Origin of the sequence: Sphingomonas glaciei, from assembly GCF_023380025.1 — a bacterium.
GTDB classification, from domain to species: domain Bacteria; phylum Pseudomonadota; class Alphaproteobacteria; order Sphingomonadales; family Sphingomonadaceae; genus Sphingomicrobium; species Sphingomicrobium glaciei.
On record NZ_CP097253.1, the window covers coordinates 846,580 to 864,645 of the forward strand.

24 protein-coding genes are annotated in these 18,066 nt (G+C 66.0%); 11 read left to right on the forward strand and 13 right to left on the reverse strand.

Features of this window, described 5'->3' with window-relative positions:
- Nucleotides 1–16 precede the first annotated feature (16 nt).
- Nucleotides 17–748 (reverse strand): Bax inhibitor-1/YccA family protein, encoded by a 732-nt coding sequence (locus tag M1K48_RS04060; protein ID WP_249504590.1) that lies wholly within the window; start codon nt 746–748, stop codon nt 17–19.
- Between the two features lie 190 nt (nt 749–938).
- Here M1K48_RS04060 and M1K48_RS04065 point away from each other — a divergent pair, with 190 nt between their 5' ends.
- Genes M1K48_RS04065 through thpR form a run of 5 tightly spaced genes read left to right on the forward strand, consistent with a single transcriptional unit; the run spans nt 939 to nt 3,785 of the window.
- Nucleotides 939–1,346, forward strand: coding sequence for a DUF350 domain-containing protein (locus M1K48_RS04065; protein WP_249504591.1), 408 nt, complete (start codon nt 939–941; stop codon nt 1,344–1,346).
- A 3-nt stretch (nt 1,347–1,349) separates the two neighbouring features.
- On the forward strand, nt 1,350–1,721 hold the full coding sequence (locus tag M1K48_RS04070; RefSeq protein ID WP_249504592.1) for a hypothetical protein: 372 nt from the start codon (nt 1,350–1,352) through the stop codon (nt 1,719–1,721).
- Nucleotides 1,722–1,723: 2 nt separating this feature from the next.
- Nucleotides 1,724–2,869, forward strand: a complete 1,146-nt coding sequence (locus tag M1K48_RS04075; RefSeq protein ID WP_249504593.1) for a glutathionylspermidine synthase family protein — start codon at nt 1,724–1,726, stop codon at nt 2,867–2,869.
- Nucleotides 2,870–2,872: 3 nt separating this feature from the next.
- Entirely contained in the window at nt 2,873–3,247 is a 375-nt protein-coding gene (locus tag M1K48_RS04080; protein ID WP_249504594.1) for a potassium channel family protein, read from the forward strand.
- Between the two features lie 7 nt (nt 3,248–3,254).
- A complete protein-coding gene (gene thpR / locus M1K48_RS04085; RefSeq protein ID WP_249504595.1) occupies nt 3,255–3,785 on the forward strand; it encodes an RNA 2',3'-cyclic phosphodiesterase in 531 nt (176 codons plus the stop codon).
- A 55-nt stretch (nt 3,786–3,840) separates the two neighbouring features.
- Here the strand turns inward: thpR and M1K48_RS04090 are convergent, their stop codons facing one another.
- The 5 genes from M1K48_RS04090 to M1K48_RS04110 all read right to left on the reverse strand — a co-directional run bounded on the left by M1K48_RS04090 (nt 3,841) and on the right by M1K48_RS04110 (nt 8,107).
- Entirely contained in the window at nt 3,841–4,431 is a 591-nt protein-coding gene (locus M1K48_RS04090; RefSeq protein WP_406697124.1) for a fasciclin domain-containing protein, read from the reverse strand.
- 75 nt (nt 4,432–4,506) lie between these two features.
- Nucleotides 4,507–5,220 (reverse strand): anti-sigma factor, encoded by a 714-nt coding sequence (locus M1K48_RS04095; RefSeq protein WP_249504596.1) that lies wholly within the window; start codon nt 5,218–5,220, stop codon nt 4,507–4,509.
- The gene (locus M1K48_RS04100; protein WP_249504597.1) at nt 5,217–5,693 is read right to left on the reverse strand and encodes a sigma-70 family RNA polymerase sigma factor; all 477 of its coding nucleotides are present in this window, start codon (nt 5,691–5,693) and stop codon (nt 5,217–5,219) included. The genes M1K48_RS04095 and M1K48_RS04100 overlap by 4 nt, the downstream gene beginning before the upstream one ends.
- A gap of 92 nt (nt 5,694–5,785) precedes the next feature.
- Nucleotides 5,786–7,582: an acyl-CoA dehydrogenase C-terminal domain-containing protein gene (locus tag M1K48_RS04105; protein WP_249504598.1), complete on the reverse strand. Its 1,797-nt coding sequence runs from the start codon at nt 7,580–7,582 to the stop codon at nt 5,786–5,788.
- 72 nt (nt 7,583–7,654) lie between these two features.
- Nucleotides 7,655–8,107 carry a hypothetical protein gene (locus M1K48_RS04110; RefSeq protein ID WP_249504599.1) on the reverse strand — a complete coding sequence of 151 codons (453 nt, stop codon included), beginning with the start codon at nt 8,105–8,107 and terminating at the stop codon, nt 7,655–7,657.
- A 112-nt stretch (nt 8,108–8,219) separates the two neighbouring features.
- Between M1K48_RS04110 and purF the strand changes: the two genes are divergently transcribed.
- A complete protein-coding gene (gene purF / locus M1K48_RS04115) occupies nt 8,220–9,671 on the forward strand; it encodes an amidophosphoribosyltransferase (protein WP_249504600.1) in 1,452 nt (483 codons plus the stop codon).
- Between the two features lie 9 nt (nt 9,672–9,680).
- On the opposite strand, the gene def is transcribed toward purF, so the two are convergent.
- The 5 genes from def to eno form a co-directional block, all read right to left on the reverse strand.
- Entirely contained in the window at nt 9,681–10,217 is a 537-nt protein-coding gene (gene def, locus M1K48_RS04120) for a peptide deformylase (protein ID WP_249504601.1), read from the reverse strand.
- Between the two features lie 137 nt (nt 10,218–10,354).
- Complete coding sequence (locus M1K48_RS04125) at nt 10,355–11,746, reverse strand: pyruvate dehydrogenase complex E1 component subunit beta (protein WP_249504602.1); 1,392 nt, start codon at nt 11,744–11,746, stop codon at nt 10,355–10,357.
- On the reverse strand, nt 11,746–12,789 hold the full coding sequence (pdhA, locus tag M1K48_RS04130; protein ID WP_406697331.1) for a pyruvate dehydrogenase (acetyl-transferring) E1 component subunit alpha: 1,044 nt from the start codon (nt 12,787–12,789) through the stop codon (nt 11,746–11,748). The genes M1K48_RS04125 and pdhA overlap by 1 nt, the downstream gene beginning before the upstream one ends.
- Before the next feature lie 115 nt (nt 12,790–12,904).
- On the reverse strand, nt 12,905–13,210 hold the full coding sequence (locus M1K48_RS04135; RefSeq protein WP_249504603.1) for an FtsB family cell division protein: 306 nt from the start codon (nt 13,208–13,210) through the stop codon (nt 12,905–12,907).
- 104 nt (nt 13,211–13,314) lie between these two features.
- Nucleotides 13,315–14,601 carry a phosphopyruvate hydratase gene (gene eno / locus M1K48_RS04140; RefSeq protein WP_249504604.1) on the reverse strand — a complete coding sequence of 429 codons (1,287 nt, stop codon included), beginning with the start codon at nt 14,599–14,601 and terminating at the stop codon, nt 13,315–13,317.
- Between the two features lie 163 nt (nt 14,602–14,764).
- On the opposite strand from eno, the gene M1K48_RS04145 reads away from it, so the two are divergent.
- The 5 genes from M1K48_RS04145 (at nt 14,765) to M1K48_RS04165 (ending at nt 16,836) form a co-directional block, all read left to right on the forward strand.
- Nucleotides 14,765–15,418 carry a hypothetical protein gene (locus M1K48_RS04145; RefSeq protein WP_249504605.1) on the forward strand — a complete coding sequence of 218 codons (654 nt, stop codon included), beginning with the start codon at nt 14,765–14,767 and terminating at the stop codon, nt 15,416–15,418.
- On the forward strand, nt 15,393–15,776 hold the full coding sequence (locus M1K48_RS04150) for a phage holin family protein (RefSeq protein WP_249504606.1): 384 nt from the start codon (nt 15,393–15,395) through the stop codon (nt 15,774–15,776). The genes M1K48_RS04145 and M1K48_RS04150 overlap by 26 nt, the downstream gene beginning before the upstream one ends.
- The gene (locus M1K48_RS04155) at nt 15,773–16,138 is read left to right on the forward strand and encodes a hypothetical protein (RefSeq protein WP_249504607.1); all 366 of its coding nucleotides are present in this window, start codon (nt 15,773–15,775) and stop codon (nt 16,136–16,138) included. The genes M1K48_RS04150 and M1K48_RS04155 overlap by 4 nt, the downstream gene beginning before the upstream one ends.
- On the forward strand, nt 16,131–16,484 hold the full coding sequence (locus M1K48_RS04160) for a hypothetical protein (protein WP_249504608.1): 354 nt from the start codon (nt 16,131–16,133) through the stop codon (nt 16,482–16,484). The genes M1K48_RS04155 and M1K48_RS04160 overlap by 8 nt, the downstream gene beginning before the upstream one ends.
- A 139-nt stretch (nt 16,485–16,623) precedes the next feature.
- On the forward strand, nt 16,624–16,836 hold the full coding sequence (locus M1K48_RS04165; RefSeq protein WP_249504609.1) for a DUF4170 domain-containing protein: 213 nt from the start codon (nt 16,624–16,626) through the stop codon (nt 16,834–16,836).
- 4 nt (nt 16,837–16,840) lie between these two features.
- On the opposite strand, the gene M1K48_RS04170 is transcribed toward M1K48_RS04165, so the two are convergent.
- Together M1K48_RS04170 and greA are read right to left on the reverse strand one after the other, a co-directional pair.
- Nucleotides 16,841–17,470, reverse strand: coding sequence for a rhomboid family intramembrane serine protease (locus tag M1K48_RS04170; protein ID WP_249504610.1), 630 nt, complete (start codon nt 17,468–17,470; stop codon nt 16,841–16,843).
- 52 nt (nt 17,471–17,522) lie between these two features.
- Nucleotides 17,523–17,999 carry a transcription elongation factor GreA gene (gene greA / locus M1K48_RS04175; protein WP_249505171.1) on the reverse strand — a complete coding sequence of 159 codons (477 nt, stop codon included), beginning with the start codon at nt 17,997–17,999 and terminating at the stop codon, nt 17,523–17,525.
- Nucleotides 18,000–18,066 lie beyond the last annotated feature (67 nt).

An 18,066-nucleotide genomic window follows, 5' to 3' on the forward strand; every position in this document is an offset into this window, starting at 1 on the left:
CCGTCTGGATGCCCGCTTAGTCGCGGTTGCCCATGAAGCTCAGCAGGAAGGTGAACATGTTGATGAAGTCGAGATAGAGGTTCAGCGCCCCCATGATCACGACCTTGCCCATCATGTCTGTACCCGCGACATAGGCATACATGCTCTTGATCTTCTGCGTGTCGTAGGCGGTCAGGCCGGCGAAGATCAGGACGCCGATGGCGCTGATCCCGAACGCCAGGGCGCTCGACTGCAGGAAGATGTTGATGACCATGGCCACCAGCAGGCCAATCACGCCCATGATGAGGAACGTGCCCATGCCGGACAGGTCCTTCTTGGTGGTGTAGCCCCACAGGCTCAGGCCCGCGAACGCCGCCGAGACGGCGAAGAAGGTCTGCGCGATGCTGGTCCCAGTGTAGACCAGGAAGATCGAACTCATCGACAGGCCCATGACCACCGTGAACGCCCAGTAGAGCATCTGCAGGGTAGCGGTGGACATGCGATTGAGGCCGAAGCTCATCGCCATCACGAAGCCGAGCGGGGCAAGCATGATCACCCAGCGCAGCGGGGTCGACAGGACCTGCTGGGCAAGGCCGCTCGACGCGAAAAGCAGGGCGACGATGCCGGTCAGCAGCACGCCCGAGGCCATGTAATTGTAAACGCTCAACATGTAGGACCGCAGGCCCGCATCGCGAGCGGCGCGCGGAACGCCGACCGACACCGCCGGATCAAAGGCGGTCGTCGTGCGAGGGTCAGACCAGTTCTGCATTCTCAAGCTCCATCGTCGGCGGACCGAGGGGTCCGTCCACGTCACACTATATCGTAGAGGGGGATAAAGGTTTCAAGGAATTTCCCGAAGCGGAACTGTCCGCTGCGACCCGAGGTGACATCAACCCTCTGGCGCTTGCGCAAAACCGCCCCTTTGCTACTCTTCGACGCAAGTGACGGGGGGAAACAAATTGTTCGGTTATTTCACGGCGGCGCTGCCGCATTTCCTGGCCTATTTTGGAGCGGCGTTGCTGCTCGCCGCGGCGTTCCTTACGCTTTACATACAATTGACACCGCACCGGGAACTGGAGCTCATCCGTGCCGGCAACAGCGCTGCGGCGCTTCAGCTGACCGGCACCTTTCTCGGTTTCGCGCTTCCGGTTGCGGTGGTGATCGGCAACAGCGTCAGCATCCCCGACATGCTGCTATGGGGCGCGGTCGCGGCGATCGTTCAGTTGCTTGTGTTCTTAATCATCGCTCGCCTGCTGTTCCGCGGCATCTCGGCGAAGATCGACGAGGGCTGCACCTCCAGCGGGATCTTCGTCGGCGGCATGGGAACGGCGATCGGCGTGCTCCAGGCCGCCTGCATGGTACCCTGAGCGATGGAAAAGAAACTGACCCTTACCGTCACCCTGGCGGCGGCGCTGGCCGGCCTGGCCGGCTGCTCGGACGGTGACGAACTTCGCGCGACCGGCAATACCCGCGTCTGCGCCGACGACTGGGGCCAGCGCATCGCTGACGAATATTGTGAGCGGCGCGGCGGAGGCGGAAGCTTCTTCTACCTCGGCCGCGGCGCGCCAATCCCTTATTATTACGACAATATCCGCGACAAGCGCTACGCCTCCTACGTCAGCAGAAGCCCGGTGGGCGGGTCCTTTGTCCGTGCCCCCGCGGCCGCCAACATGTCCCGCTCGTCGGCCATCTCCCGCGGCGGCCTCGGCAGCAGCGGCCGCAGCTTCGGCCGCGGCGGCTGACCATGGAACGCCGTCGGCTCCGCCCGCGCGAAGGGTGGCAGGCCAAGGTCGAGGAACAGGGCCTCGTCTGGCACACCCAGGACGGCAAGCCCTATTGGGACGAGAGCGCCGCCTACGTCTTCACGCTGAGGCAGATCGAGACACTGGAAGCCGCCGCCGAGCGCTGCCACGAACTGTTCCTGAAGGCCGGCGACCACCTCGCCAAGCGCCCCGAAAAGCTCGCCCGCTTCGGCATTCCCGACTGGGCGATCGACGCCGTGCTGGCCGAATGGAAGCGCGACCGCCCGGCGCTCGATTACGGCCGCTTCGATTTCGGCTGGGACGGGACCGGCGAGCCCAAGCTGTTCGAGTATAATTGCGACACGCCGACCTCGATGCTCGAATGCGGAGTGGTGCAGTGGCAGTGGAAAGAAGAAGTCTTCCCCGGCCACGACCAGTTCACCTCGCTCCACGAGAAGCTGATCGACCGCTGGCGCTACCTCGCCCGCGACCTGCCCGGGCAGCGGCTGTGGGTCACCCACCATGCCGACGGCCTGCACGAGGACACGGTCACCACCACCTACATGCGCGATCTTGCCAGCCAGGCCGGGCTTGAGACGCGCGGGGTGCTGATCGACCGCATCGGCATCGATGGCGAAGGCCGGATCGTCGACGAGGAAGATTACCTCATCACCGCGCTGTTCAAGCTCTATCCGTGGGAATGGATCGTAGCCGAGGATTATGGCCGCGAAATCGTCCGGCGGATGGATAGCTGCCTGTGGCTGGAGCCGATCTGGAAGATGCTGTGGTCCAACAAGGCGATCCTCCCCCTGCTCCATGAGTTGGAGCCGAAGCACCCCAATCTCCTCGCCGCCGGATGGGACGCGGCCAGCGTCGGCCCCAGCCATGTCGTGAAACCGATCCTCGCCCGTGAAGGCGCCAACATTTTTATCGTCGAAGGCGGCCACGAAACGGCTCGTTCGGAAGGACCCTATCGCGAGTTCGGCCAGGTCTATCAGGCGCTCTATCCCCTGCCCTCCTTCGACGGCGCCTATCCGGTGCTCGGCGTGTGGACGGTCGGCGGCGAGGCGGCCGGGCTCGGCATCCGCGAGGGCGGGCGGATCACCGCCGACGACGCCCGCTTCGTTCCCCACATCATCGAAGGCTGACTCATGGCTACCTCCAGGCTTCGTGCCGCCACCGACACGCTGCGCGAACTGGCGCTGATGTACCTCGCGCTGCTCGCCGTCTGCGCCGCGCTGTTCGGCTGGTTCGAAAGCCGCCCCTTTTTCGAAAGCCTCTACTGGGCCGCGACCACCGCCACCTCGACCGGCTATGGCGACATCAGCGCCACGACCACCGGCGGCATGATCCTGTCGGTATTCCTGATGCACGCCTCGATCTTCATCATCGCCCCGATGATCATCGTCCGCCTGATCGAGCGGCTGAATGAGGATCGGCACGAATTTACTCACGAAGAGCAGGAGCGCATCCTCCTCACCCTGGCCCGGCTGGAAGAGCGGCTGGAGCGCATCGAGCGGCGTTGAACCGCCCATGCACCGCCTGTTCGTCGCCCTTCCCCTACCCGAGGCTATCGCCGACCTCCTGCTCGACGTGGAGGATGGCCCCGACAGCCTGCGCTGGGTCCATGCCGACCAGCTTCACCTGACCCTGCGGTTCATCGGTGAGGTGGACGGAGCGCAGGCCGAGGACGTCGCCGCATCGCTCGCCGCCGTCGCCTTCGACGCCTTTGCGCTCAGACTGAGCGGCACCGGCTGCTTCGCCCATCGCCGCCATGGCGCTTTGTGGGCCGGCGTCGCCCCGCGCGACCCCGTCGCAGCGCTCGCCGCCAAGATCGAGCGCGCGGTGCAGGCGGCAGGTGTCGCGCCCGAAACCCGCGCCTTCCACCCGCATATCACCTTGGCCCGCTGGAGCGGCCCGCAGCCGCCGATCGAGCCTTGGCTGACGCGTCATGCCGGGCTGGTGTCGGCCGAATGGCCTGTCGACCGCTTCGGCCTTTACGAAAGCCGGCTGGGCAAGGCCGGCCCTTCCTATTCGCTGGTAACGAATGTCCAGGCACGTTGAGAAAGTAAGGCCGGCCCGCCTCAGGAGGTGAAAACGGACCGGCCTCTTCGCCGGCTCAGCCGGGAAGGAAAACCTTGTCGGTGACGTGGATCACCCCGTTCGACTGTATCACGTCGGCCTGGGTCACGGTGGCGTTTCCGCCCGCGGCATCGGTGACGACGATGTTGCTGCCCGACATGCGCGCAGTCAGCATTCCGCCCTGGACGGTAGTCAGCATCGCGCTGCCGTTGCCGGCACGAATCTGCTGCATCAGGTCGGCGGCGGTCAGGCGTCCGGCGACCACATGATAGGTCAGCACGCCCTGCAACTGCGCCTTGTTCTCGGGCTTGAGCAGCGTGTCGACCGTGCCCGCAGGCAAGGCGGCGAAGGCGGCGTTGGTCGGGGCGAAGACAGTGAACGGACCGGCGCCGTTCAGGGTGTCGACCAGGCCCGCGGCCTTGACCGCGGCGACCAGCGTCGTGTGGTCGGCCGAATTCATCGCATTGGCGACGATGGTGCGATTGGCATACATCGGCGCGCCGCCGACGGTGACGGTGCCGGCCGGCGCGCTCATCGCCATGCCGCTATCGGCACTGTCCTCGGCCATGGTCATGCAGCCCGCCAGCGGCAAAGCGCTCAGGATCAGGATCAGCGGTGTCTTGTTCATCGATAAACTCCCAGTCTGCCCGTTGCAGGCTCATGAGGAGTTACGGCGCGGCGGGCGCCCCGGATGCAGCGAGGGTCAGCCCTGCTGCAGCGTTCCGGTGCCAAGCACCTCGCCGGTCGGCAGGCCGGTCGGCGATCCGCCGGTCGGTTCGTCGGAGATGGCGACGGTGGCGCCCAGCGCGATCTGGCGGCGGACCGCGGCGGCCAGCACCCGCCGCTGCGGCGCTTCGCCTTCGACCAGGCCGAGCGAGATCGGCGCCTGACCCGCCGGGATCAGCCACAACTGCCGGGCGCGGCGATCCGGGACCGCCAGCCGGGCCGGAACGACCAGCAGTTCGCCGCTGTCCGACAGATAGGTCAGCCCGACCACCGCGCTGGTGCCGGCATCGACCGAAGCGACCAGCAACGGCCCGCGCTCGGCGGTGGCGACGGGCGGAGCGGCCGGTGGCGGGGTGACCGTGGCCGGCACCAGCAGCAGCGCCAGCGCGGCGGCAATCGCCGCTCCTCCGCCTACTGCAGCCGCGGCGCGCCAGGCGCGGACCTGCCGCTTGAGCGAGAACACCAGCGGATCGCCGCCGCGTGCCAGCCTCGCCTCGATCCGCGACCACAGGTCGGCCGGGAGCGCGCGCTCGGGAAACTCGTCGTACCAGGGCGCCAGGCGGTCTTCCCACTGCGCCACCGCCGCCGCGAACTCGGGATCCTCGACCAGCAGGCGGCGTGCGGCGAGCAATTCCTCACCGTCCAGCAGCCGCAGGACCAGTTCGCCAGCCTGGATTTCCTTCTCGCTCATCCGTCCAGGCAATTCTTCAACTGCTGCAATCCGCGGCGGATCCAGCTCTTCATCGTTCCCAGCGGCACCTTTCCACGCTCCGCGAGATCAGGGTAGCTCAGACCGTCGAAGAAGGCGGCGCGGATCGCTGCCTGCTGGCGCCCTTCCAGCTCGTCCATGCACAGCGACAGCCGCCGCGCCGCATCGGCCGACAGCGCGCCCTGTTCGGGGTCGGGCCGCTCGTCGACGATCTCGAATGCCAGGTCGAGCGATGCTCCCTGCCGCGACCGGCGGCTCGAACGCAGCCGGTCGATCGCGCGGTTGCGGGCAATGGTCGCCAGCCAGGTGATCGGGCTCGCCCGTTCCGGGTTGAAGCTGGAGGCCCGATGCCACACGCTGACATAAACGTCCTGCACCGCATCCTCCGCCTCGGCCTCGTCGCCCAAGATACGGTGGCAGATGCCGAACAGCTTCGGACCGGTGCAATCGACCACCAGCTTGAGCGCCGAGCGGTCCCCGCCCGCAACGTCGGCCAGCGCCCGGCGCAGCAGCGCCGGCCCGTCGGGCTGCGGTTGGGGACCTTGGCTCAGAACGCGTCTTCCGCCAGCGCCATCAATGTGTCGCCGCCGGCTTCGATCTGCCCGCGATAGGCGCTCGCCTTGGGCAGCTCGCGCTGCGCATAGAAGCGCGCGGTGGCGAGCTTGGTCTGGTGGAACGCCGCATCCTCACCCGCTTCATTCTCCAAACGCGCCGACACGTCCGCCATCTTGAGCCACATCCAGCCCAAAGTAACAAGCCCGGTCAGGTGCATGTAGGGCACCGCGCCGGCCCCGGCGTGGTTGGGATCGGCCATGCCGTTCTGAGCCAGCCACATGGTCGAAGCCTGAAGCTCACCCAGCGCCTTTTCGAGCGGTCCGGCGACACCCGCCGGATCGCCATTCTTGCGCGCGTTGGCGATGTCGCCGGCGATGGTCTCGAACAGCAGCCGCACGCCGCGTCCGCCATTCTGGGCCAGCTTGCGGCCGACCAGGTCCATCGCCTGCACGCCGTTGGTGCCCTCGTAGATCTGGGCGATGCGCGCATCGCGAACGAACTGCTCCATCCCCCATTCACGGATGTAGCCGTGCCCGCCGAACACCTGCTGCATGTTGACCGTGGCCTCGAAGCCCTTGTCGGTCAGATAGCCCTTGATGACCGGAGTCAGCAGGCTGATCAGGTCGTCGGCCTTTTGCCGCTCCTCCTCGGTCGCGCCCTTGCGGCTGAGGTCGACCTGCAGGCTGCCCCACAGGATCAGCGCCCGCGCCGCTTCGTTGAATGCCTTGGCCTCCAGCAGCATGCGGCGGACGTCGGGGTGGACAAACAGATTGTCGGCCTTGGCATTGGGATCGCGCATCGCCGGGTTGATCGCCCGGCCCTGGCGGCGGTCCTTCGCATAGGCGACGGCGTTCTGATAGGCGATCTCGCCCTGCGCCAGGCCCTGCAGCCCGACGCCGAGGCGCGCGGCGTTCATCATGATGAACATGGCGGCAAGGCCCTTCTCCGGCTCGCCGACCAGCCAGCCAGTCGCCCCGTCATAGTTCATGACGCAGGTCGAATTGCCGTGGATGCCCATCTTGTGCTCGATCGACCCGCAGGCGAGGCTGTTGCGCTCACCCGGCGTGCCGTCCTCATTGACCATGAACTTTGGCACCACGAACAGGCTGATGCCCTTCACATTGTCCGGCGCCCCGGTGATCTTGGCGAGCACCAGATGAATGATGTTCTCGCTCATGTCGTGCTCGCCCGACGAGATGAAGATCTTGGTGCCCGAGATCTTGTAGCTACCGTCGGCCTGCGGCTCGGCCTTGGTCTTGAGCAGGCCGAGGTCGGTGCCGCAATGCGGCTCGGTCAGGTTCATCGTGCCGGTCCATTCGCCCGAGACCATCTTGGGCACGTAGGTCTGCTGCTGCTCGGGGCTGCCCTTGACCAGCAGGCTCGCGATCGCGCCCGCGGTCAGGCCGTGGTACATCTCGAAGCTCTGGTTCGACGAAAGCACATATTCGCTGAGCGCGGTCGCCAGCACGTGCGGCAGGCCCTGCCCGCCGAATTCGGCCGGGGCCGACAGGCTGGTGAAACCCAGCTCGCAGAACTGCTTGTAGGCGTCCTTGAAGCCCTGCGGCGTGGTGACCGAGCCGTCCTCGTGGCGGGTGCAGCCCTCCTCGTCACCGGTGCGATTAAGCGGCAGCAGCACTTCCTGCGTGAAGCGCGCGCCCTCGTTGAGGATCGCCTCGACCAAATCCGGCGTCGCGTCGGAAAAGCCCGGCAGATTGCCGTAGTTCTGCATCTCGACGATGTGATCGAGGATGTAGCGGGTGTCGCGAACGGGGGCGTTGTAGACGGGCATGTCTGGGGCTCTCTCCGGAAGGGGCGGTTGATCAGGGTCTAGGTGCGCAGCGAACTGCTATCAACAAGATTGTCAGCAAAGCGGGTCTCCGGCGAGATCGACCACCGGCTCGGGTTTGTCCATGCGGCTGAAAGTCTTGCCTTCAAAGCTTGCACCCGGTCCGCAATAGAATGCGCAGCCCGCGGTTGGCGCGACCATCGTCAAACGGGTCTCACCCTCGCGACGCACTTCGATCCGGCAGCTGCTGTCCTCCTGAGGCGCGAAATAGAGCTTGCCGCCCCGCTCCTCCATCCGCCCGCTGGCCGAGCAATTCTTGAGACCGTCGGCGGCATAAGTGATGACCGCCGCGGGCGCCGCCCTTCCGCCGATGCAGAGGCGATCCTTTCCGGCTCCCGCGAAGGTCTGGAGATCGTCGTCCAGACCTGCCGCCGAACTATTGCCGGAGCCATTGGCCGCCTGCGGCTCTTGACCGCCCTGCCCGCAAGAGGAAAGCACCAGCACAAGCGGGATGAGCAACGCGCGCATGGCGACCTTCCTGCCCGCACCCGCCGCGCCCTTCAACCCCGGTTCACTCCGCAGGCGACAAAGGCTCCGGGCGCCCGTATAGGGCGGCACTCACGGCGGACGGGCGACATTCATGCTTTCGACCAATCCCTTCGATGACGACAAGCTGCGCGAGGAATGCGGAGTCTTCGGCGTGTGGAACGCCGATGTGGCGGCCAGCTTCGTCGCGCTCGGGCTCCACGCACTCCAGCATCGCGGACAGGAAGCGGCGGGCATCACCTCGCTCGACGGCGCCGGCTTCCATTCGCACCGCGCCCAGGGCCACGTCGCCGGCAACTTCGACCGCGACGAGACCATCCGTGCACTCCCCGGCCGCACCGCGCTCGGTCACGTCCGCTATTCGACCACCGGCTCCAGCGCGCTGCGCAACGTCCAGCCGTTGTTCGCCGAACTTGCCGACGGCGGCTTCGCCATTGCCCACAACGGCAACATCTCCAACGCGATGAAGCTGCGCCGCACGCTCAACCGGCGCGGCTCGATCTTCCAGTCGACCTCCGACACCGAAGTCATCATCCACCTCGTCGCCACCTCGCCCCAGTCCAAGATGCTCGACCGGATCGTCGACGCGCTCCACCAGGTCGAAGGCGCCTATTCCCTCCTGATGCTGACCGAGCAGGGCCTGATCGCCTGCCGCGACCCGCTCGGAATCCGTCCCTTGGTGATGGGCCGGATCGGCGACACCATCATCTTCGCCAGCGAAACCGTCGCGCTCGACGTGATCGGCGCCCGTTACGAGCGTGAGGTTGCCCCGGGCGAGATGATCGTCGTCAACGCCGACGGGGTGCGCAGCTTCCGCCCGTTCGCCGCGGCCGCGCCCCGCCCGTGCATCTTCGAACATGTCTATTTCTCCCGCCCCGACAGCGTGGTCGACGGGATCAGCGTCTACGAAAGCCGCAAGAACATCGGCGCGGTGCTTGCCGAGGAATCGGGAATCGAGGCCGACATCGTCGTACCCGTCCCCGACAGCGGCGTTCCCGCGGCGATCGGTTACGCACAGGCCAGCGGCATCCCGTTCGAACTGGGGATCATCCGCTCGCACTATGTCGGGCGCACCTTCATCCAGCCGAGCCAGGAAGTCCGTCATCTCGGCGTGAAGCTCAAGCACAACGCCAACAGCGCGCTGATCAAGGGCAAGCGCATTGTCCTGATCGACGATTCGATCGTGCGCGGCACCACCAGCGTAAAGATCGTCCAGATGATGCGCGATGCCGGCGCACGTGAGGTCCACATGCGGATCGCCTCGCCGCCGACCCGCCACAGCTGCTTCTACGGGGTAGATACGCCCGAGCGGGCTAAGCTGCTGGCGGCGCAAATGGATGTCGAGGCGATGGCCAAATACATCAATGCCGACAGCCTCGCCTTTATCTCGATCGAAGGCCTCTACCGCGCGCTCGGCGACCAGCGCAGCGCGCAGCAGCCTCAACGCTGCGACGCCTGCTTCACCGGCGACTATCCGACCCGCCTGACCGACCTCACCGACAAGAAGGCCGAAGAAGCCGGGCTGATGCTGAAGGCGGTCGTCTGAGCGCCTTGTTTAGAGGGTGATCGTGCCGTCCTTGCGGCCCTTGGCCAGCTTCTTCAGCAGCATTTCGCGCTTCAGCCGGCTGATGTGGTCGATGAACAGCACGCCGTTCAAATGGTCGATCTCATGCTGCAGGCAGACCGCCAGCAAGCCGTCGATATCGCCCTCCTGCCAGCCGCCATCAGCGTCCTGCCACTTGGCCTTGACCCGGTCGGGCCGCATCACCTCGGCATATTGGTCGGGGATCGACAGGCAGCCCTCCTTGTAGGGGACGAAGCTGTCGCTCTCTTCCAGGATTTCCGGATTGATGAAGACGCTCGGGTCCTTGACCGGTTTACCTTCGGCATCCTCCTCTTCCTGCAGGTCGATCACCAGCAACCGCTTGGGGACGCCGACCTGCACCGCGGCGAGGCCGATGCCGGGCGCGGCGTACATCGTCTCGAACATGTCGGCGATGAGGGTCTTCAATTCAGCGTCGAAGGCTTCGACCGGAGTCGAGATCTCGCGCAGGATCGGGTCGGGAATGCAAACAATAGGAAGAATGGCCATGCGGGGCCATCTAGTGCGGTTTACAGCTGGGCGAAAGACGGAGCACAGCGCTCGACCGCCCTTCGACTTCGCTCAGGGCTAACGAGGGGAAGTGCACGCCCTCGTTCGTGCTGAGCGAAGTCGAAGCACGCTAGCGCTCACCCTCGGTACGTCACCTTCTTCACCGCTTCCACTACGTCCGCCGCCTTGATCAGCGCCAGCTTCTCGAGGTTGGCAGCATAGGGCAGCGGGACGTCGACGTTGGTCACTCGCATGACCGGAGCGTCGAGGTCGTCGAAGCCTTCCTCCATGCAGATCGAGATGATCTCGCTGGCGATCGAGCAGGTCGGCCAGCCCTCTTCCACCACAACCACCCGGTTGGTCTTGGCAAGGCTGGTCAGCACCGCCTGCTTGTCAAGCGGACGCAGCGTGCGCAGGTCGATGACCTCGGCCTCGATCCCCTCGCCCGCCAGCGTGTTCGCCGCGTCGAGCGCGACCCCGACCCCGATCGAATAGCTGACGATGGTGACGTCCTTGCCCTCGCGCATGGTGCGGGCCTTGCCGATCGGCAGCACCCAGTCGTCGACCGCGGGCAGCTCGAAGGTCTGGCCGTAAAGCAGCTCGTTCTCGAGGAACACGACCGGGTCTTCGCTCCTGATCGCCGCCTTGAGCAGTCCCTTGGCATCGGCCGCGTCATACGGAGCGATGACGATCAGGCCGGGTACGCTGGCATACCACGGGGCATAATTCTGGCTGTGCTGGGCGCCGACCCGGCTGGCGGCGCCATTGGGGCCGCGGAACACGATCGGGCAGCGCATCTGGCCGCCCGACATGTAGTTGGTCTTGGCTGCCGAGTTGATGATGTGATCGATCGCCTGCATCGCGAAGTTGAAGGTCATGAACTCGATGACTGGCTTCAGCCCGCCCATCGCCGCCCCGGTGCCAAGGCCGGCGAAGCCATATTCGGTGATCGGCGTGTCGATCACGCGCTTGGCGCCGAACTCGTCGAGCAGGCCCTGGGTCACCTTGTAGGCGCCCTGATATTGCGCGACTTCCTCGCCCATCACGAACACGCGCTCGTCGCGGCGCATTTCCTCCGCCATCGCATCACGCAACGCTTCGCGCAGCGTCAGCTTCTGCATCGCAGTGCCTTCGGGCACTTCCGGATCGACCGCCTGCGGCTTCACCAGCTGGGTAGTTCCGGTCTCGGCCTTCTGCGCCGGCGCGTCGGTTTCGACCTTCTGATCCGCGGGGGTCGGAGCCGCAGCGGGAGCGGGCGCCGGTGCCGGCGCAGCCGAACCCTGTTCGCCCTCGCCGCCCATCAGCGCGATGGCGGTCCCGACCTTCACCCCGTCGGTGCCCTCGGGGACCAGGATCTTCGAGATCACGCCCTCGTCGACCGCCTCGAATTCCATGGTCGCCTTGTCGGTCTCGATCTCGGCCAGGATGTCGCCGCTGGACACGGTGTCGCCTTCCTTGACCAGCCACTTGGCGAGCGTGCCCTCTTCCATCGTCGGGGACAGGGCCGGCATCTTCAGTTCAATGCCCATCAGTAGCGCTCCACCAGAACGTCGGTGTGAAGCTCGCCCGCCTCGGGCTCGGGCGCTTCTTCGGCGAACTTCGCAGCTTCGACCACGATGTCCTTGATTTCCTTGTCGATTGCCTTGAGCTCATCCTCGGGCACGCCCATCGCGGCCAGCTCCTTCTCAGCGCGCTGGATCGGGTCCTGGTTCTCGCGGTAGCTCTGCACTTCCTCGCGGGTGCGGTACTTGGCGGGATCGCTCATCGAGTGGCCGCGGTAGCGGTAGGTCTTGAGCTCGAGGATGATCGGGCCCTTGCCCGACCGGGTCCACTCCAGCGCGACCTGCGCCGCGCCGCGCACCGCCAGCACGTCCATCCCGTCGACCTGGATGCCGGGGATCTGGAAGCTCTCGCCGCGCTTGTAGAAATCGGGCTCGGAGGCCGAGCGCTCGACGCTGGTGCCCATCGCATAATGGTTGTTCTCGATCGCGTAGATCACCGGCAGGTCCCACAGCTTCGCCATGTTGAAGCTTTCGTAGACCTGGCCCTGGTTGGCCGCGCCGTCGCCGAAGTAGGCGAGGTTGACCCCGCCATCCTCGCTATACTTGTGCTTGAGCGCCAGCCCGGTGCCCAGCGACACCTGAGCGCCGACGATGCCGTGACCGCCGTAGAAGCCATGCTCGACCGAGAACATGTGCATCGAGCCGCCCTTGCCCTTGGAAATGCCCGCAGCACGCCCGGTCAGCTCGGCCATGATCACCTTGGGGTCGATCCCGTAGGCGAGCATATGGCCGTGGTCGCGATAGCCGGTGATGACGCTGTCCTTGCCCACCGTCATCGCGCTTTGCAGCCCTACCGCGACCGCTTCCTGGCCGATGTAGAGGTGGCAGAAACCGCCGATGAAGCCGAGACCGTAGAGCTGCCCGGCGCGCTCCTCGAAGCGACGGATCAGCAGCATCTGCTTGTAGAAGTCGAGCAGTTCTTCCTTGCTCGCCTGATAGCGCTGCGGCTGGGGCGGGCGTTCGCGATTGGCGAGAAGCGGTGACGCCTCGTCCGCGCGGGTCAGGTTCAACGGTTCGGCCGGAGCCGCGGCCTTGGGCGTACGCGCCACAATTTACCTCGTCGGATGAATGATCTGGGTGGGTCTATAGGAGCCGATGGCGCCGTCATGCAACGCCGCAGGTGGCTCAGTCCTCGAGCGTGACGATCACTTCGTCGGGCCGGACGAGGCCGAGGTCCTTGCGGATCAGTTCGTCGGCCATGTCGGGATCGGCCTTGCGCGGGTCGAGCAGCGCCGAGCGATGCTTGAGCGCCTGCCGCTCACTCTCCAGCTTGGCCAGTTGCCCCTGCTTGGCGGCGAGGTCGCGGTGATAGCCGCCCCACGCCAGCAGGCCATTGGGCCCGGCCACCGCATGGCCCGCGAAAGTGCCGATGATGAGCAGCGACACCGCGGGCCACATCGCCCTGCGGATCAGGCTTTGCGCCTGGCTCACTGCCCCCCGTCCCATGCGGAGACAGAATCAGTTTTGAGTCACGGACGCAAGGGGTTCGGCACGCCCCTGCAACAAAAAAGTGCCGAACCGATGCTTTCGAACCCTCAGCGGCGATAGGCCTTGAGCGCCGCCCGACCCGGATAGCGCGCGACGTCGCCCAGTTCCTCCTCGATCCGGAGCAACTGGTTGTACTTGGCGGTGCGGTCGCTTCGCGCCAGGCTGCCGGTCTTGATCTGCCCGCAGGCCAGCGCGACCGCGAGGTCGGCGATGGTCGAATCCTCGGTCTCTCCCGACCGGTGGCTCATCACTGCGGTATAGCCGCTAATCTGCGCCAGCCGCACCGCCGCGATGGTTTCGCTCAGCGTGCCGATCTGGTTGACCTTGACCAGGATCGAGTTGGCGATGCCGTCGCGGATCCCGTCGGCCAGCCGCACCGAATTGGTGACGAACAGATCGTCGCCGACCAGCTGGCACTTGTCGCCCAGCAGCTCGGTCAGCGCCTTCCACCCGGCCATGTCGTCCTCGCCCATCCCGTCCTCGATCGAGGCAATCGGGTAATCGCGAACGAGGTCAGCGAGGAAACGGGCATTGTCTTCGGGCGAAAGGCTCAGCCCCTCGCCTTCCATCGCATACTTGCCGTCGCGGTGATATTCGGTGGCGGCGCAGTCGAGCGCCAGAAGCACGTCCTCGCCCAGCGTGTAGCCGGCGGCGTGGACCGCCTCGCCGATGAAGTCGAGCGCCGCCCGGGCCGAGGCGATGTTGGGCGCGAACCCGCCCTCGTCGCCGACCGCGGTCGCCAGCCCGGCCGCATGCAGCTTACCCTTCAGCGCATGGAAGATCTCCGCCCCGCAACGCAGCGCCTCGGCAAAGGTCGGCGCACCGACCGGCATCACCATGAATTCCTGGAAGTCGATCGGGTTGTCGGCATGGGCGCCGCCGTTGAGGATGTTCATCATCGGCACCGGCAGCGTGTCCGCCGCCACGCCGCCGACATAGCGATAGAGCGGTAGCCCCCGCGCGTCCGCCGCCGCCTTGGCCGCTGCAAGGCTGACGCCAAGGATGGCATTGGCGCCCAGCCGGCTCTTATTCTCGCTGCCGTCCAGCGCGATCAGCGCGGCGTCGATCTCGGCCTGGTCCTCGGCCTCGTAGCCGACCAGCTCGTCCGCGATCTCGCCATTGACGGCGTCCACCGCCTTGCCGACCCCTTTTCCGCCCCACCGGCTCTTATCCCCGTCCCGCAGTTCGACCGCTTCATGCGCCCCGGTCGAGGCCCCCGACGGCACCGCCGCCCGGCCCATGCTGCCATCCTCCAGCGTGACGTCAACTTCCACCGTCGGATTGCCGCGGCTGTCGAGGATGGAGCGGGCGTGGATGTCGAGGATGGCGGTCATTGGATCGGGCTCTCCAGCAGGCTAAATCGTTACGCAGCCGTTGCGGACTCGCGGATCGGGTCCCATGTCACTTGTTCAACGATGGCCGGAACGGCGGCGGTAGCGGCTCGTTATCGGCCCATACCCAAGTTTTCCAGCGTCACGATTGAAAGAGGAGAGGCTGATGGCCGATACCACCAACAAACTGCCCGAAGGCACCGACACTGTGATCGAGGCTGGCGGCACTGGCGGCACCACCGGCGGCACGGGCCGCAGCGGCACCGCGTTCGGCGGGGCCGGCACCTCATCCGCGACCAACTCCACGGGTGGCCGCACGTCGGTGACGACGAGCGACAGCCAGACCGACTCGCTGATCACCGGCACCTCGACCAGCGACGATGATGGTTCGGCCAGCAATGGCGGCATCCGCGGCATGGTCAGCAACGTCACCGGCAAGGCCAAGGACGAGGCCCTCGGCCGCGCCCGCGGTTTCGTCGGCGAAGGCCTCAAGAGCGGCTCCACGACCCTCGGCAGCATCGCTGGCATCATCGAGGATACCGTCGAGCAGATCGGCGAGCGCCTCGGCCCGCAGTACGGCGACTATGCCAAGTCCGCGAGCTCGACCATCCAGCGCTACGCCAGCACGCTTGAAAGCAAGGATCCGGACGAGCTGGTCGACGATGCCCGGGCGCTGATCCGCAAGAGCCCGGCGGTGGCGATTACCGGCGCGGCGATCCTCGGCTTCGGCCTTGTTCGACTTCTGAAGGCCGGCATGCCGGAGGAGAGCAGCAATGGAACCCGGAACCGTCAGGATGACCGAGCCAGCACTACCCGGTGATCCGATGCTGAAGCGAACCGTAACCGCGCAGGGCGAACCGGACGGGATCGGTGATCTCGTCCATCGCCTGGTTGAGGATGCCAAGTCCTACGGCCGTGCCGAAGTCGGCTATTACAAGGCCGTCGGCATCGAAAAGGCCAAGGCACTCAAGGCGCCGCTGGTCCTCGGACTGGTCGCGCTGCTGTTCGCCCATGCCGCTTTTCTGGTCATGATCGCCACGATTTTCGTCGGCCTCGCCTCGCTGATGAGCGATACGCTGGCCGGTGTGGTGACGTTGGTGATCTGCCTGGTGGCGGCGGGGGGCCTCGGTTACCTCGCCTACACCAAGGCGACCAAGGGCCTGGAGGATGCGGCATGAGCGGCGCGGCAAAGGTTCGCATCGCCCGGGCCCGCGGCGAGGCCGACGAGGCCAAGGCGCGGCTGTTGAACACGGTCGAAGAAGCCAAGGCCAGGCTCGCGCCCGGCAAGCTGGCTTCGGACGCCGTCCAATCGGCCAAGGACAAAAGCATCGTGGTGGCGGACGACGCCGTCACCGCGGTCAAGGACAATCCCGGCCTCACCGCCGGGGTCGCCACCGTGGCTGCGCTCTACATCGCTCGCAAACCTCTGTTCTCGGCAGTTCGCAGCTTCTTCCGGAGCTCGGACCCCGACACCGCCCCACACCAGAATGACAAGGCGTCGCGCCGCAAGGCCGACGACATGGAGAATCTCAATGGCTAAAAACAACACCTACGACAGCGCCACCAACACCAGCGACCTTGCCGGTACGAGCACCAGGACCGGCAGCCGCTTTTCGGAGCTGGGGTCGAGTGCCTCGGGCCAGATCGACAACTCGCCGCTGATCGCGCTTGGCGCCGGTCTTGCGATCGGTGCCGTGCTCGGCGCCGTGCTTCCCACCAGCAGCCGCGAGCGCGAACTGCTCGAGCCCTATGGCCGCAAGCTCAGCGACGCCGGTACCGGCGCGCTCGATCGTGGCCGTGGACTCGCCAAGCAGAAGTTCGACGAAATGGCCGGTGACAAAGTCCGCGAATTCCTCGGCAGCAGCAGCACGTCGTCCAACGCCTGATGTAAATCCCCTCCCGTTTGTGGGAGGGGCCGGGGGTGGGCCGGCGAACAGCAAGCCCACCCCATTCGCCTTTTGGCGACTGAGCCCTCCCGTTAGCGGGAGGGTTTTTTGTGCGCCACGCTCATGCTAGGCGGCGCGCATGAGCAAGCTCCACCTCGTCTTCGGCGGCCGCGTGACGGATCCGCGGGGCACCGATTTCTCCGACCTTCCCAACATCCACATCGTCGGCCTGTTCGACAATTATGCGGAGGCCGAGGAAGCCTGGCGCGCCAATGCTCAGCGCACGGTCGATGACGCCGAGATGAAATATGTGGTGGTGCATCTGCACCGCTTGCTGGAGCCGGAGGCCTAGCCCCTCAGGCCCGGCGGTACCGCCACAACAGCAACGGCCGCTGCAATAGCAGGCCGGCGACGAACCCGCCTATATGCGCCGGGGTCGCCAGCAGCATGCCCTGCTGACCGGCCGACCAGCCCACCACCACCTGAAGCACGCTCCACGCCGCCGCCAGCCACACGATGTTGATCCAGCGGTTGAGCTTCATGTTCTTACTGACCAGACGCGGTCTGCCGAAGCTCAAGGCATAGGCCCCGATCAGCCCACTGATCGCACCGCTTGCGCCTATCACCGGACCGACGCCCGCCGGGTCCGATGCCCACTGCGCGACCATCGCGGCATAGGCGCCGACCACGTACAAGAAGATCAGGGCGCCTCTGCCCAGCACCCGCTCGACCGCGAGACCACACCATACCAGCATCAACAGGTTGAAGCCGAGGTGCATCGCACCGCCATGGACCAGCGTGGCGGTCAGTGGGGTCAGGAACACCGGCACCGACGTGAACGGAAAGCCGAGCCCAGTGACCCGCGCCGGCACGAAGCCAAAGGTCAGCGGGGCATGGACGCCAAGCGCGCCGAGGCCCGTGAAGATGCTGACCAGCACGGTCACCACCGCGATCCAGAAGGTCGCGGTGCGGGTGATCCCGGCCACCCTCAGACCTTTCCTGCCGGCCATACCGGTCGGAAGGCCGTGCGGAGGGTCATCAAACGAACTCGATCCCCGCAATCTCGTAATAACGATCCCCGCTCGGCGTGGTGACTTCCACCTCCTCGCCGACCTGACGGCCGATCAGGGCACGGCCAAGCGGGCTGTTGTAGCTGATCCGCCCGACCTTGGCGTCGGCTTCGGTCTGGCCCACCAGCTGATAGCGGACCGGCTTGTCGTCCTCGTCGACGAGGTTGACCGTCGCCCCGAACACCACCTTGTCACCGCTGAGCGTGGTCGGGTCGATCACCAGCGCGCGCGCCAAGCGATCCTCGATGTCGGCAAGCTGCGCCTCGATCTGGCCCTGCCGCTCCTTGGCGGCATGATATTCGGCATTCTCGGACAGGTCGCCATGCGCGCGCGCTTCCTCGATCGCATCGACGATCTGCGGACGCTCCGCCTTGAGCCGCTTGGCCTCCTCTTCGAGGCTCCGATAGCCCTCGGCCAGCATCGGCACCTTTTCACTCGCCATCAGCTTACTTCTTTCTTCAAAACTTCCCCGCGCGGCCAGGCCGCGTGCCCGAGTACCGACGTCATGGGGA